Origin of the sequence: Caenimonas aquaedulcis (genome assembly GCF_015831345.1) — a bacterium.
Classification (GTDB): Bacteria; Pseudomonadota; Gammaproteobacteria; order Burkholderiales; family Burkholderiaceae_C; genus Ramlibacter; species Ramlibacter aquaedulcis.
The window spans coordinates 1098951-1111611 of the sequence record NZ_JADWYS010000001.1; the positions used below are offsets into that span (position 1 = coordinate 1098951).

At 64.1% G+C, this 12661-nt stretch carries 15 protein-coding genes; 7 read left to right on the forward strand and 8 right to left on the reverse strand.

The features are described 5' to 3' along the window. From soxA to I5803_RS05270, 6 genes are all read left to right on the forward strand, one after another. Complete coding sequence (gene soxA, locus I5803_RS05245) at nt 1–810, forward strand: sulfur oxidation c-type cytochrome SoxA (protein ID WP_196985339.1); 810 nt, start codon at nt 1–3, stop codon at nt 808–810. Nucleotides 811–832: 22 nt separating this feature from the next. Next, nucleotides 833–1480: a sulfur oxidation c-type cytochrome SoxX gene (gene soxX / locus I5803_RS05250; protein ID WP_354001700.1), complete on the forward strand. Its 648-nt coding sequence runs from the start codon at nt 833–835 to the stop codon at nt 1478–1480. Continuing rightward, nucleotides 1477–3219, forward strand: coding sequence for a thiosulfohydrolase SoxB (gene soxB / locus I5803_RS05255; RefSeq protein ID WP_196985341.1), 1743 nt, complete (start codon nt 1477–1479; stop codon nt 3217–3219). Before soxX ends, soxB begins: the two co-directional genes overlap by 4 nt. Continuing rightward, nucleotides 3216–3710: a GlcG/HbpS family heme-binding protein gene (locus I5803_RS05260; protein ID WP_196985342.1), complete on the forward strand. Its 495-nt coding sequence runs from the start codon at nt 3216–3218 to the stop codon at nt 3708–3710. The genes soxB and I5803_RS05260 overlap by 4 nt, the downstream gene beginning before the upstream one ends. Nucleotides 3711–3785: 75 nt before the next feature. After that, nucleotides 3786–4085: a helix-turn-helix transcriptional regulator gene (locus I5803_RS05265; protein ID WP_354001624.1), complete on the forward strand. Its 300-nt coding sequence runs from the start codon at nt 3786–3788 to the stop codon at nt 4083–4085. Next, the gene (locus I5803_RS05270; protein WP_196985344.1) at nt 4082–5383 is read left to right on the forward strand and encodes a type II toxin-antitoxin system HipA family toxin; all 1302 of its coding nucleotides are present in this window, start codon (nt 4082–4084) and stop codon (nt 5381–5383) included. Before I5803_RS05265 ends, I5803_RS05270 begins: the two co-directional genes overlap by 4 nt. Here I5803_RS05270 and I5803_RS05275 read toward each other — a convergent pair. The 6 genes from I5803_RS05275 to I5803_RS05300 all read right to left on the reverse strand — a co-directional run bounded on the left by I5803_RS05275 (nt 5380) and on the right by I5803_RS05300 (nt 9826). Beyond that, on the reverse strand, nt 5380–5928 hold the full coding sequence (locus I5803_RS05275; protein WP_196985345.1) for an SMI1/KNR4 family protein: 549 nt from the start codon (nt 5926–5928) through the stop codon (nt 5380–5382). The genes I5803_RS05270 and I5803_RS05275 overlap by 4 nt on opposite strands. A 15-nt stretch (nt 5929–5943) precedes the next feature. After that, complete coding sequence (locus tag I5803_RS05280) at nt 5944–6363, reverse strand: ABZJ_00895 family protein (RefSeq protein WP_196985346.1); 420 nt, start codon at nt 6361–6363, stop codon at nt 5944–5946. 144 nt (nt 6364–6507) lie between these two features. Continuing rightward, a complete protein-coding gene (locus I5803_RS05285) occupies nt 6508–6987 on the reverse strand; it encodes a RidA family protein (protein WP_196988465.1) in 480 nt (159 codons plus the stop codon). Nucleotides 6988–7010: 23 nt separating this feature from the next. Further along, nucleotides 7011–7319, reverse strand: coding sequence for a DUF1272 domain-containing protein (locus I5803_RS05290; RefSeq protein ID WP_196985347.1), 309 nt, complete (start codon nt 7317–7319; stop codon nt 7011–7013). A gap of 443 nt (nt 7320–7762) precedes the next feature. Further along, entirely contained in the window at nt 7763–9379 is a 1617-nt protein-coding gene (locus I5803_RS05295; RefSeq protein ID WP_196985348.1) for a hypothetical protein, read from the reverse strand. Nucleotides 9380–9427: 48 nt separating this feature from the next. Further along, nucleotides 9428–9826, reverse strand: coding sequence for an ankyrin repeat domain-containing protein (locus I5803_RS05300; RefSeq protein ID WP_196985349.1), 399 nt, complete (start codon nt 9824–9826; stop codon nt 9428–9430). Nucleotides 9827–10129: 303 nt separating this feature from the next. Here I5803_RS05300 and I5803_RS05305 point away from each other — a divergent pair, with 303 nt between their 5' ends. Then, nucleotides 10130–10327 (forward strand): hypothetical protein, encoded by a 198-nt coding sequence (locus tag I5803_RS05305; protein ID WP_196985350.1) that lies wholly within the window; start codon nt 10130–10132, stop codon nt 10325–10327. 27 nt (nt 10328–10354) lie between these two features. On the opposite strand, the gene I5803_RS05310 is transcribed toward I5803_RS05305, so the two are convergent. Both I5803_RS05310 and I5803_RS05315 read right to left on the reverse strand, forming a co-directional pair. Then, a complete protein-coding gene (locus I5803_RS05310) occupies nt 10355–11890 on the reverse strand; it encodes a malonate--CoA ligase (protein ID WP_231402339.1) in 1536 nt (511 codons plus the stop codon). Between the two features lie 4 nt (nt 11891–11894). Next, nucleotides 11895–12653 (reverse strand): enoyl-CoA hydratase/isomerase family protein, encoded by a 759-nt coding sequence (locus I5803_RS05315; protein WP_196985352.1) that lies wholly within the window; start codon nt 12651–12653, stop codon nt 11895–11897. Nucleotides 12654–12661 lie beyond the last annotated feature (8 nt).

Genomic DNA, 12661 nt, shown 5'->3' on the forward strand with positions numbered 1-12661 from the left:
ATGACCCACACAAGAACCAGGCTCGCCCTGCTCGCCGCCGCGTCGGCCTGCGCCGTCACCGCATCCTTCGCGCAGAAAAGCGCGACGGAGGCGATCGAGGAATACCGCGCGATGCTCGCCGACGGCAACCCCGCCGACCTCTTCGAGGCCAAGGGCGAGGCGCTGTGGAAGCAGAAGCGCGGCCCGAAGAACGCCTCGCTGGAAGCGTGCAACCTGGGCAAGGGCCCGGGCGTGGTCAAGGGCGCGTTCGTCGAGTTGCCGCGCTACTTCCCCGACACGCAGCGCGTGCAGGACCTGGAGTCGCGCCTCGTCACCTGCATGGCCACGCTGCAGGGCTTCGACGAAAAGAAGATCGCCGCCACGCCCTTCGGGCGCGACGAGCAGAACAACGTGACGGCGCTCGCGACCTACGTGGCCGCGGAGTCGCGCGGCATGAAGTTCAACCTGCCGCAGTCGCATCCGCAGGAGAAGGTGATGTACGAGGTGGGCAAGCGCCTCTTCTTCATGCGCGGCGGCTCGCACGACTTCGCGTGCGCGTCCTGCCACGGCGAGGACGGCAAGCGCATCCGCCTGCAGGACCTGCCGAACCTCACGAAGAACCCCGGCGCCGGCGCCGGCTTCGGCGCATGGCCCGCGTACCGCGTGTCCAACGGTCAGATGTGGGGCATGCAGCTGCGCCTGAACGACTGCTACCGGCAGCAGCGCTTCCCCTATCCCGGCTTCGGCAGCGACGCCACCATCGCGCTCGGCGTGTACCTGGGCGTCAACGGCCAGGGCGGCACGACCACCGCGCCTTCCATCAAGCGCTGAGGCGAGGAGCCCCTCCATGAAGATCGACCAACGACGCATCCTCGCGGCCCTTCTCATCGCGGGCGGCATCGCCGGCTGCTCCAGCCTGCCGGGTTCCGCGCAGCTCGACGCCATCACGGCGCAAACCGTGAAGGCGTCCTTCCGCGACGAGGGCATCGCGAAGGTGGACCGCCTGGTGCAGGACGACTCCAACCGCGAGTGCAGCGAAGCGCAGGCCGAAGGCCGCGCCATCTCCGCCGAGCGCGCGAAGGCGATCGAGGCCGCGAACATGAAGACGGTCCAATGGCCGAGCGACGGCAAGTACCTCGGCGACTGGAAGGCCGGCGAGCAGATCGCGCAGAACGGCCGCGGCCTCACCTGGACCGACGACGCGAAGACGCCCAACGGCGGCAACTGCTACAACTGCCACCAGATCACGAAGGAGGAAATCTCCTTCGGCACGATCGGGCCGAGCCTCTACCAGTACGGCAAGCTGCGCGGCGTGACGAACCCCGCGGCCCCGGAATCCAGGGCCATCGTCGAATACACCTGGGGCAAGATCTGGAATGCGAAGGCGTACAACGCGTGCTCCAACATGCCGCGCGCCGGCTACGCGCACATCCTGGACGAAGCGCAGGTGCGCCACATCGTCGCGTTGCTGCTGGACCCGCAGTCGCCGGTGAACCGGTGAACCTCGGCAAGCGGGAATTCCTCCAGACCCTCACCGCGGCGACCGTCTGCGGGATGGGCCTCGGCCGCTGGGCCGAAGCCGATGCGCAAACAGCCGGCAACGCGCTCTACGACATCCCGGCATTCGGCAACGTTTCGCTGCTGCACATGACGGATTGCCATGCGCAGCTGAAGCCCATCCACTTCCGCGAACCGGGCGTGAACCTCGGTGTCGGCGACATGAACGGGCGGCTCCCGCACCTCGTCGGCGAACAATTGCTCAAGGCCGCGAACGTGCCGCCCGGCACGGCGCAGGCCCACGCCCTCACCTGCCTGGACTTCGAGCAGGCCGCGCGGCGCTACGGCAAAGTGGGCGGCTTCGCGCACCTCGCGACGCTGGTCAAGCGCCTGAAGGCGAACCGCCCCGGAGCGCTGCTGCTAGACGGCGGCGACACCTGGCAGGGGTCGGCCACCGCGTTGTGGACGAAGGGCCAGGACATGGTCGATGCGGCCAAGCTGCTCGGCGTCGACATCATGACGGGCCACTGGGAGTTCACGCTCGGCATGGACCGCGTGAAGGAGATCGTGGAGAAGGATTTCGCGGGCCGCATCGAATTCCTCGCGCAGAACGTGAAGACGGCCGACTTCGGCGACCCGGTGTTCAAGCCCTACACGATGCGCCGCATCAACGGCGTGCCGGTCGCGATCATCGGGCAGGCGTTTCCGTACACGCCGATCGCGAACCCGCGCTACTTCGTGGCCGACTGGAGCTTCGGCATCCAGGACGAGAACATGCAGAAGGTGGTGGACGAGGCACGCGCGCAAGGCGCGCAGCTCGTCGTGCTGCTGAGCCATAACGGCATGGACGTGGACCTGAAGATGGCCACGCGCGTGAGCGGCATCGACGCCATCCTGGGCGGCCACACGCACGACGGCATGCCCGTGGCCAGCGTCGTTGCGAACCGCGGCGGCAAGACACTGGTGACGAATGCAGGATCCAACGGCAAATTCCTCGCGGTGATGGATTTCGACGTGCAGGGCGGCAGGTTGCGCGACTGGCGCTATCGCCTGCTGCCCGTGTTCGCGAACCTGCTGCCCGCGGACAAGGAGATGGACGCGCTCGTCACGCGCGTGCGCGCGCCCTACGAGGCGAAGCTCGCCGAAAAGCTTGCGGTGACCGAAGGCACGCTGTACCGGCGCGGCAACTTCAACGGCAGCGGGGACCAGTTGCTGCTGGATGCGCTCATGGACGTGCAAGGCGCGGAAATCGGCTTCTCCCCCGGTTTCCGCTGGGGCACCTCGCTGCTCGCGGGGCAGGACATCACGCGCGAATGGCTGATGGACATGACCGCGACGACGTACTCGTACGCCACCGTGACGAACATGACGGGCGAGACGATCAAGACCATCCTCGAGGACGTCTGCGACAACCTCTTCAACCCGGACCCTTACTACCAGCAAGGCGGCGACATGGTGCGCGTGGGCGGCCTCACCTACAGCTGCAACCCGCTCGCGAAGATGGGCAGCCGGATCGACGACATGCGCCTCGGCGGCAAGCCGATCGAAGCCGCGCGCACCTACAAGGTGGCGGGCTGGGCGCCGGTGGCGGAAGAAGCGCGCGGCGCCGGCAACGCGCCGGTGTGGGAGCTCGTCGAGCAATGGCTGAAGGCCAAGGGCGGACGCGTGGCGGCGCGCAGCCCGAACGTGCCGAAGCTCACGGGGGGATTGCCGAATCCGGGCTACCTGGGGGAAGGGGCATGAAATTGCGCGCCTCGATGTGCGCGGCGCTGGTGGCACTCGCCGGTTCAGCCGCCGCGCAGCAGGCGACGTACACGGTGCGCAACCTCACGCCCGAAGCCGCGTTGCGCGCGGCGCAGGCCGCGCTCGCCGCGTGCGCGAAGAGCGGGCATCAGGTCGCAGTGGCAGTGACCGATCGCGCGGCGATTCCTCTCGTCATGCTGCGCGACCGGCATGCCGGCACGCATACACCGGAGACCGCCACCAACAAGGCGTTTTCCGCGCTCAGCTTCAAGATCGACACGCTCGCCCTCGCCCGGGCCACGCAGCCCGGTGAAGCGTCGGCGGGCATCCGCAACCTGCCTCGCGTGGTGGCCGTGGGCGGCGGCAGGCTGATCGAATCCGCCGGCTCGCTGGTCGGCGCGATCGGCGTGTCGGGCGCGCCGGGCGGCGAGGCCGACGACGCCTGCGCCAAGGCTGGCATCGCCGCGATCGCGGACGAGCTGGAGTTCTAGGTCGCGCACAAACCCGCAGAAATGCTAAACTCCTTGATCATAGGAGTTGAAATGCTAAATACATCTAGCATTATTGTGGAGCTGGAAGGTGCCCGCAAATCCTCCCACCTCACCCAGGCGGAACTGGCGCAGCGCTCCGGGGTGAACCGCATGACGGTGGGCCGCATCGAGGCCGGCTTCGATCCGCGCCTGTCCACCGTGCAGGAACTCGCCCGCGCGATGGGCATGGAGATCATGCTGGTCCCCCGCGACCTGCGCGCGGAAGTCGAGGGCTTCGTGCGCTCCGGCGGCAAGCTGGTGGCGCAGCCGCCCGGCGTCGGTGCGCCCCGATCGGTCGTCGACCTCATCGAGATCGGCAAGCCCGCAGGCGCATGACCACCTCGATCCGCTACCTGCGGCTGTACCTCCACGCGCCAGGGGGCGGCAGGCAGCCGGTCGGGTACCTGTCGCAGTACGGGGACATCATGCGGGTGTCGTTCGACGAGGCGTACATCGCCGATCCGCAGCGCCTGTCCGTCTCGCTCAGTTATCGCGGCGCGACGGAGACGCAGACGCAGGCGATCCTGCGTGCGGCGCGTGACGAGCGATTGGTGCGCGCCGACGGACACTGGCCCGTCTACTTCCAGAACCTGCTCCCGGAGGGCCACAACCGCGAACGTCTGGCGCGCGAGCGCGGGTGCGATCCCGAGGATGAATTCGAGCTGCTCGCCGCCGCCGGGCACGACCTCATGGGCGCGCTGGAGGTGGAGACCACCACGCATGACGGGGACATCCCCGACGTCGTGCGGCACTGGCACACGGCGCTCGGCCTCGACGTGCTGGAGCCGGGCTTCGTCGAGGAGCCGGTCGAAGACGCCGCCGCCCTGCCCGGGGCGGTGACGAAGTTTTCCGCGGTGCAGGAGGGACGCAGGTATGTGGTGAAGCGGCACGGCGCGGCCGGCGAATACATCCTCAAGCTGCCCTCCACGGCGCACCCCGACCTGGTGGCCAACGAATATGCGGGATACGAACTGTGCGCGGCGCTCGGCCTGGAATGCGCGCACGCGCATGTCATCTCCAAGGCCGATGCGGACCTGCCGGGGCATGTGCCCTTCGACGAGATCCTGGCCGTGAAGCGGTTCGACCGTCACGACGGCCGGCGCATCCACATCGAGGAATTCGCGCAGGCGCTCAACTACCCGCCGCGCCACAAGTACGGCAGGGGCATCCAGCAGGACTACGCGCGGATGCTCGCGCTGCTCAACGAGTTGTCGACGCAGCCGGCGCAGGACACGCGGGAATTCCTCAAGCGCTTCGTCGCGTTCATCCTCATGGGCAACACGGATGCGCATTTGAAAAACTGGGCGCTGGTGTACCCCGATGGGCGGGAGCCGCACCTGGCGCCGCTGTATGACCCGGTGTGCGTGAGCGCATTTTTTGGCGAGATCGGGCCGGACGTCTATGGGATCAACCGGGAGATTGATCGGCGGCTTCGGGCGTTCGGGTGGGGAGATCTGGAGGCGCTGATCGCGAGCGCGAGGCTGCTGCGCCCTGCGGCGTTGATGCGCTTGTGCAGGGAATCCGTGAAGGAGGCGCAGGCGAAGTGGCCGGGAATTCTGGAGCGGGCGCCGGGGAATGTGAGGACGTCGGTGATGGAGAGGTTGAACGGTGGCGTGGCGTTGAGCGCAGCTTAGTCCTCGCGCACCAGCGCACCATCCTCCACCACATACTCTCCAGCGAGCACGGCCGCCACGTAGTTTCTGAACCAGTCCTCGAAGCTGGCTGCCAGGAGTTCCCTGTCGGCCATGTCGTGCCACATGGAAATGATCTGGCCGGCTTTCCCGCCTTCGTCCGGATCCAGGTCGATGCACATGTGATCGCCTCCGCCGTTATGGGTGATCGGGATCCACCGCACGTTCCACCAGTCGCCGCGAACGCCGTCATGCGGCTCCGACTCGGCTCCCTCGAAGTCGCCGGCATCGACCAGGTCTTTCCAGATGCTCCACTGATCCAGAATTTCCGCGGTCGAAAGGAATTCGAAACCGTCGAACAAACCTTCCGCCGTCGAGTGACCGTTGTGGATCTTCAGGCACTCGACAAACGACGATGGAAGCGTTACACCGAGCGCCTCCTCGAGCTGGGCGATTTCCTCGTTGGTCGCGGGGGGATTCAGGTCGGGCAACACATCCGGCCAGTGGACCGACAACCAGTTTTCGAAGCGATTCCAGAGTTCATTCATTCGAACTTTCCCATTTCAGGTCCACCTTTCCACAGACAGTCTGGCAAATCGCCCGAAGACCCATCGGATTCCGCGGTAGTAGATCACGGACGCTATTAGGCAAACTGGAATGGCCACAGAGAGGAACGATCCCGTGAACAGTTGGCGGATGGCCACGCCTGCCAATGGAGTGATCAGAACCGTGATGGCCGCCATAATGAAAGCTGACGCCAAGTAAACGCCGACGGCCCTCCAGGCAAACTCGTGCTTTTCTTCGGGGCTCGGCTCCCTGTCGTGGTCTTTCGCGAAAGAGTATGCAGCGAACATGGAAGCCGCCAATGCGGAAGCGAGCACGAACCCTGCCCCGAACTCTCGCTTCAGCAATGCCTCCAAAGCGGTGCGGACGAGGTCCGAAACAACCGTGACTATCCCGAAGCGGAAAACGTACTTGTTCAAAGTTCTCTCCCCGCTCTCACGGGTCAGTGAACGGCGAAGTCTAATGTCGCTGCAACTCCGCTACCCGTACGAAATGCGATGAAGTTATGAGGAAATCCGACGCAGAGCGGCGCAAGCGCGCGGTTGCCGGCGGGTAGTCCGCGGTCAACCGCCCTCGTGCGCAGCCGCGACCAGGTCGAGCTCCACTGTCGCGTTCTTCGGCAACTGGTACACGCCCACCGACGTACGCGTGTGCGCGCCGGCCGGGCCGAGGATGGAGAAAAGAAGCTCCGACGCCGCGTCCGCGACCTCGCTGTGTTGCGTGAAGGAGTCCGTGCATTGCACATAGACGTTCACCTTCAGGATCGCGCGCACGTTGTCGAGGGACCCGAGCGCGCGCTGCAGCAGCGCGAGTGCACGCATCACGCAGATGCGTGCTGCGAGCTGTGCCTGCGAGAGGCTGACGTCCGCGCCCGCGCGGCCCGTGACGACGACGGTGTCCTCCACGCGAGGCACCTGCCCGCTGATGTAGATCGTGTGGCCGTCGCGGATCAGCGGGACGTAGTTGCCGCCGATCTTGATTTCGCCGTCGAAGGAATAGCCCAGGGCGGCGACGGCTTGGGAGAAGGATGGGTCTTTGGACACGGGGTTCACGACGAATGCGCCGCCTAACGCGCCCGAGGCGGAATGGACTTGATCGCTGCGGCAAACCGCGCATGCGCCACCGGATCGACCGGACGGTGCTTGACCTTGGTACTCGCCGGATCCTTGCCCAGGAAGTTGTCGCCCTTCCAGTTTTTCGACGGCCGCACGGGCCTGGCAACGAAGCCGCCCCCGCAGTTCGGGCATACGTTCCCCAGGACGGTGTCGACACACGTCGCGCAGAACGTGCACTCGTAACTGCAGATGCGCGCCTCCTGGGAGTCGGCCGGCAGCGCCTTGTTGCAGTTTTCGCAGGTGGGTCTGAGTTCGAGCATGTGGTCAGAGTGTCAACTAAAACGATGCAAGCTCCGGGTCCGTGTCGACTGCCTTGTTAGGCTGAGGCCATCCGATGCTTATGCCTCGTCCTTCTCTTCCTCGGCCCGGCACGATTTGCATTTCCGCAAATCTAACCGAGGCTGAGGAAAACTTCCAAAAATTGGCTCCGACTGTTAATCGTTCGCGTGCACCCTGAGTTCGGCCAGCCGAGAGAACATCTGAGACCGGATAACGCCGAGGCCGAAGGTCGCCTCACGACAACGAGAGCATTCGATCGGCGGCTCCTGGACGATGATGTTTTGAAGCGACTTCAGCAGACACGTGTCGGCAGACCGGGTGGCAACGGCGACCGTGAGCGCGCTGCGGCCCGCTCGCAGCCCGACAGCCCCGATCGGTTGAGGCGTGAAGCCCATGTCGTCGCAACCGTCAGTCACAGTGCGGCCTAACGTTTGACATGCGGGGCGCCCGCGAGTGGGCGGACCCCGCTTGTGGAAAGGCTGCCCGGCAAGGAATTTAGAGCCACCTTCCAGACTTCGCCGTGTGTGGTCTTCTGGGGTTCCGTCATCTGGTCTCTTGACACCGTCCCGCATCTGTCGGCGAATACAAGATGCGTTTCAGTTGAGTAGACAGCTTGAGGCCAGAAGTGCGAGCACTTGGTACTTCCTCCTGCTTGGGAGGCTATGCGGATAGTCCATTCAAGCGAACCATCGCGGGAATACCGTGCGACAAGATTGTGAGGTGTCTCATACCAACTTAGAGATGTTCGAAGCACTATGAACCCATTGTCAACGGCGAACACTTGCCAGGGATATGCGTTGGTCTTTGCTGTCGGAGTAAGACTCACCAATTTCCGTTCGGGCCAAACAATCAGCCTCGAACCGTAGCTGGCGATGCCACGCTCTCTGGCTCGACCTACAGATGACTCCCATTCGGGCTTACCTATCTCTGGACTGAAGAGTTCGCGACTTTCTTGCTCGGTATAAAGCGTTTGCTCGATCACCGGCTTTAAAAGTGGAACGTCGGCAGCAGATGCATCGATACTTGCTACATCTGCGTTCGGCTTGACTAGTTCAACTTCTAGAAGTTGAGTGGGGTGTTCACCATCGTTCTTCCCGGTGAAATTAGTGAGCCGATCGACAATGACTGTATGCGGTGATCTGCAATCTGAATACGGCGTCTGCGCATCTCTGGGCGAGACCTGCCCGGAACCGATTGAATTCAAAGTGTCGACGGTGGTGAGCTTTGCCAATTTCTCCCCAGTCTCTCGATTGATGAACGTCCACGAACCGTATTCGGTGGGTTCGGGCGCTGTACTCGGGTGAAGAGTGAGCGAGTAGCGCGCAGTTGGCAGTGCCAGCGGCTTGAGTGTGATGCAGGTATCGGGTAAGAAGGGAGCGCGATCCGCTCGACTTGATACGCCCACCGGAAGGGCGGTGCAGGCGGGATCGCCCTTCTCGCCAAGTTCAAGCCGAACGTATGGAGTGTTGACATCCGGCACGGCCCACACTCCCTCGTGATCTCCATCCGGATACGCCACCCGCGCTGCGACCTCCGGGCTAGGGCGAACCTTGACCTCAATGAACTTAAGCCGACGTTCAGAGAAGAGCTTCAACAGCGAGTCCTTTCGCATTGCCGCCCCTTCATCAAGAAATCCATCAACGGCGATCGACAGCGGGAGTTTCGCCTGTTCGATATCGCACTGAGCCCGAGCCGCTTGGCGCCACTTGGTCAAGTCTTTTGGCCTTTGAATATTGTCCCAGTAGAGGTGCCCCCAGAATACTAGGACGCAGGTCACTACCGCGAGGCGCCACTTGCCTTTTAGCCACGCGATTGGCGTTAGCAGCGACGCAATGAAGACGACAAGCAGTAGGCCTACGAATCCGTAGACGAGCAGCGTCATCAACGGAACTAACCCTTCGGCATGGCCGCGTTGTGTCGACCGTCGTGTTGATGGAGCCTTCATCAATGGCGCCTCAATGTTGCATTCGTTGAATTCGAGGTCTAACGTGAAGGTGATCGGCACGTTGCGGCAAGGCGTCGCGAGGTGCAGGATATCCAACGGCGCCTCGCGGCGCCTTGCCGCAACGTATCCGCATCGACCGGCAAGTTAGATTGCATCGCCACGGAACACCGCCTTCATTTCTTCCGAACCGTCACGCATAGCCATTTCGTAGGGCGTATGACCAAACTCCGTCGCGATGTGTGGCGAGGCTCCTGAACGCAACAGAGCTCTCGCCGCCCCCACACTTCCCTGCGCCACTGCGGTGGCCAAGGGGGTGTATGTCATATCGCCAATTGAATCGACCTCGGCGCCCGCCTGTACGAGGAGCTCGATGCCCCGCACGTCATCCCACGTCGCAACGACGTGGAGAGGTGTGTCTCCACCAGAGACAGTTGCGTTTACCGGAATTTCTTTTTCCGCGAACGGGTCGTCCAGATCGAAGGGCCAGTTCTTGGCCAGGTACCGCAGCAGTTCGTGGACGTCTCGCCAAACCTGGGGTGCCATGTGCAATCTAACTTGATGTAGGCAGCAAATCAGTCGGATAACACTGGCACCAAAGCATCATCCATCCCTCCGCTTCCATTTGTAAGTATTTGATTTATAGCATCAAATATGCGGCATCTCTGCAGCCACCCAGTGCCGTGCACGCACAATCGAGCCGTGTAACAGGTCAGCAAAGCTCACGAAAAGCACCGCTTCCACTATTGAAATCGGTTCACGCGCATTTAGGAACTACAACGTCGGCTTGTCCTACCCCCGCGAAACCGTTTATGGGCAAGGATCCATGTTCACATCACGAAAGCCCCCATGACCGACCCCCGCAACATCGCCCACGACAAGAAGGTGGCTCAAGAGAAGAAGCACCAGAACCAGGAAGTCGCGCCCGGCGCCGACAAGACACCACAGCCCGGCAAGAAGACCCACATGGAGCACCACGCGTCGGACACCGCCAAAGTGCCCGACGAGGCCGCGCCAGTGCCCACAGCCGAAAAGCCGCTGGATTAAGTCCCCGGTGACCCAACGCAGGGAGCGCTACCCAAACAGCCCCTTGTGTTGCTCGCGCAGTAGGTTCTTCTGCACCTTGCCCATGGTGTTGCGCGGCAACTCCTCCACCACGAAGCACTTCTTCGGGATCTTGAAATTCGCAAGCTGCGCCTTGAGCTTGGCGACGATCTGCTCGCCGTCGATCCGGGCGCCCGGCTTCGGGATCACCACCGCCACGCCCACCTCGCCGAAATCCGGATGCGGCACGCCGACCAGCGCGCTTTCGGCCACGCCCGGCATCTCGTTGATGTAGCCCTCGATCTCCGCCGGGTACACGTTGTAGCCGCCGCTGATGATCAGGTCCTTGCTTCTTCCCACGATGGTCACGTAGCCGCGCTTGTCGATCTTGCCGACGTCGCCCGTCTTGAACCAGCCGTCGGCCGTGAACTCTTCCTTCGTCTTCTCCGGCATGCGCCAATAGCCCGCGAACACGTTCGGGCCGCGCACTTCGATGTTGCCGATCTCACCCGGTGCCGCCTCCTTGCCGTCGTCGCCCGTCACGCGCACGCCGACGCCCGGCAGCGGGAAGCCCACCGTGCCGCCGCGCCGCTCACCGTCCTTCTCGTGGTAGGGGTTGGACGTGAGCATGATCGTCTCGCTCATGCCGTAACGCTCCAGGATCGCGTGGCCGGTGCGCTGCTTCCACTCGTTGTACGTCTCCACCAGCATGGGCGCGGAGCCGGAGATGAAGAGGCGCATGCTCTTGACCGCCTCGCGCGTCAGCGTGGGCTCGCCCAGCATGCGCACGTACAGCGTCGGCACGCCCATGAACACCGTGGCGCCGCGCATCTTCTCGATCGCGAGCCTCGGATCGAACTTCGCGAGCCAGATCATCTTGCTGCCATTGAGCAGCGCGCCATGCAGCGCGACGAAGAGGCCATGCACGTGGAAGATCGGCAGCGCGTGGATCAGCACGTCCCCCGGCTTCCATCCCCAGTAGTCCTTGAGCACCCGCGCATTCGACAGCAAATTGCCGTGTGAGAGCATCGCGCCCTTGCTGCGCCCCGTCGTGCCGCTGGTGTAGAGGATCGCCGCGAGGTCGCCGGCCTTCATCGCCGCCGGCGTGTGGAAGTCCAGTTGGTGCGCGGCGCGCTCCAGCAAGGAGCCGGTGCGGTCGTCGTTCAGCGTGAAGACGTGTTCCGTGCCGGCCTTGAAGGCGATCTTGCTGATCCAGCCGAAGTTCTTCGCGCTGCACACGACCACGGCCGGCTCCGCGTTGCCGATGAAGTATTCGATCTCCGCGCTCTGGTAGGCCGTGTTGAGCGGTAGGAAGACGTAGCCCGCGCGCAGCGTGGCCAGGTAAAGCATCGCCGCCTCGACCGACTTCTCCACCTGGACCGCGATGCGCGAGCCGGCGGGAATCTTCAGCGACGCCAGCAGGTTCGCCATCATCGCGGTGGCGCGGTCGAGGTCGCGCCACGAATACGCGAGGCCCGTGTCGGTCTCGATGGCGATCTCGTCCAGGTCGCGCGGGAAGGCCGCGCGGATCGCGGCGAAGAGGTTCTCGTTGTTCTCTGTGCTCATGGTTTCAGAAGCGTGCAGGTCGTTTCTCGAGGAAGGCGGCGATGCCTTCGCGGTGTTCGGCGCTGTTGGCATAGCGATAGGCCTGGGCGAGCGTGCCCGCGCCGGCCGACACGCTGCGCAAGGTGCGCTTGTTCAGGCGCGCGGCCTGCGGGGACAGCTCCGCGATGCGCGCCGCGCTCGCTGCCGCCTCCGCGGCGACGCCCGCGTCGGGCGTGACGCGCGTGAGGAAGCCGCGCGACTTCATCTCGGCTGCGGTGAGCACCGCCGCCTCGAAAAGCATTTCGCGCACCGTGACGTCGCCCGCGGCGCGCGCGACGACTTCCGCTTCGCGCGGCGCCATCGGAAAGCCCAGCTTGGCGATCGGCGCACCGAATTTCGCGCCCTCGCCCGCGATGCGCAGGTCGCAGCAGCTCGCGATCTCCAGGCCCGCGCCGATGCAGGCGCCCGAGATCTGCGCGACGATAGGGATGTCGCAGTCGAGCATCGCTTTAAGCCCGCCCCACACCTCCCCTTCGTGGAACTGGCGCAACGCGTTCTCGTCGAAGCGGAAGTCCGGGTATTCGGAGATGTCGCCTCCGGCGCAGAAGGCGTCTCCCTCGCCGGCGAGCACCACGCAGCGGTAGTCGCTGGACAGGTGGATGCCGTCGAAGACGGTCTTCATCTCGCGCCACATCGCGCGCGACATGGCATTGAGTTTGCCCGGATGGGACAGCGTCACTCGTGCGATCGCGCCTTCGGATGTGAGAGTGATGCGTCCCGTCATGTATCTCC

What these genes read in the sequence shown, in the direction of transcription:
- I5803_RS05310 (WP_231402339.1), bottom strand. Translation starts at nt 11,890, where the DNA reads ATGAGCACAGAGAACAACGAGAACCTCTTCGCCGCGATCCGCGCGGCC.
- I5803_RS05300 (WP_196985349.1), bottom strand. Translation starts at nt 9,826, where the DNA reads ATGGCACCCCAGGTTTGGCGAGACGTCCACGAACTGCTGCGGTACCTG.
- I5803_RS05260 (WP_196985342.1), top strand. Translation starts at nt 3,216, where the DNA reads ATGAAATTGCGCGCCTCGATGTGCGCGGCGCTGGTGGCACTCGCCGGT.
- I5803_RS05275 (WP_196985345.1), bottom strand. Translation starts at nt 5,928, where the DNA reads ATGAATGAACTCTGGAATCGCTTCGAAAACTGGTTGTCGGTCCACTGG.
- I5803_RS05290 (WP_196985347.1), bottom strand. Translation starts at nt 7,319, where the DNA reads ATGCTCGAACTCAGACCCACCTGCGAAAACTGCAACAAGGCGCTGCCG.
- soxA (WP_196985339.1), top strand. Translation starts at nt 1, where the DNA reads ATGACCCACACAAGAACCAGGCTCGCCCTGCTCGCCGCCGCGTCGGCC.
- I5803_RS05270 (WP_196985344.1), top strand. Translation starts at nt 4,082, where the DNA reads ATGACCACCTCGATCCGCTACCTGCGGCTGTACCTCCACGCGCCAGGG.
- I5803_RS05315 (WP_196985352.1), bottom strand. Translation starts at nt 12,653, where the DNA reads ATGACGGGACGCATCACTCTCACATCCGAAGGCGCGATCGCACGAGTG.
- I5803_RS05305 (WP_196985350.1), top strand. Translation starts at nt 10,130, where the DNA reads ATGACCGACCCCCGCAACATCGCCCACGACAAGAAGGTGGCTCAAGAG.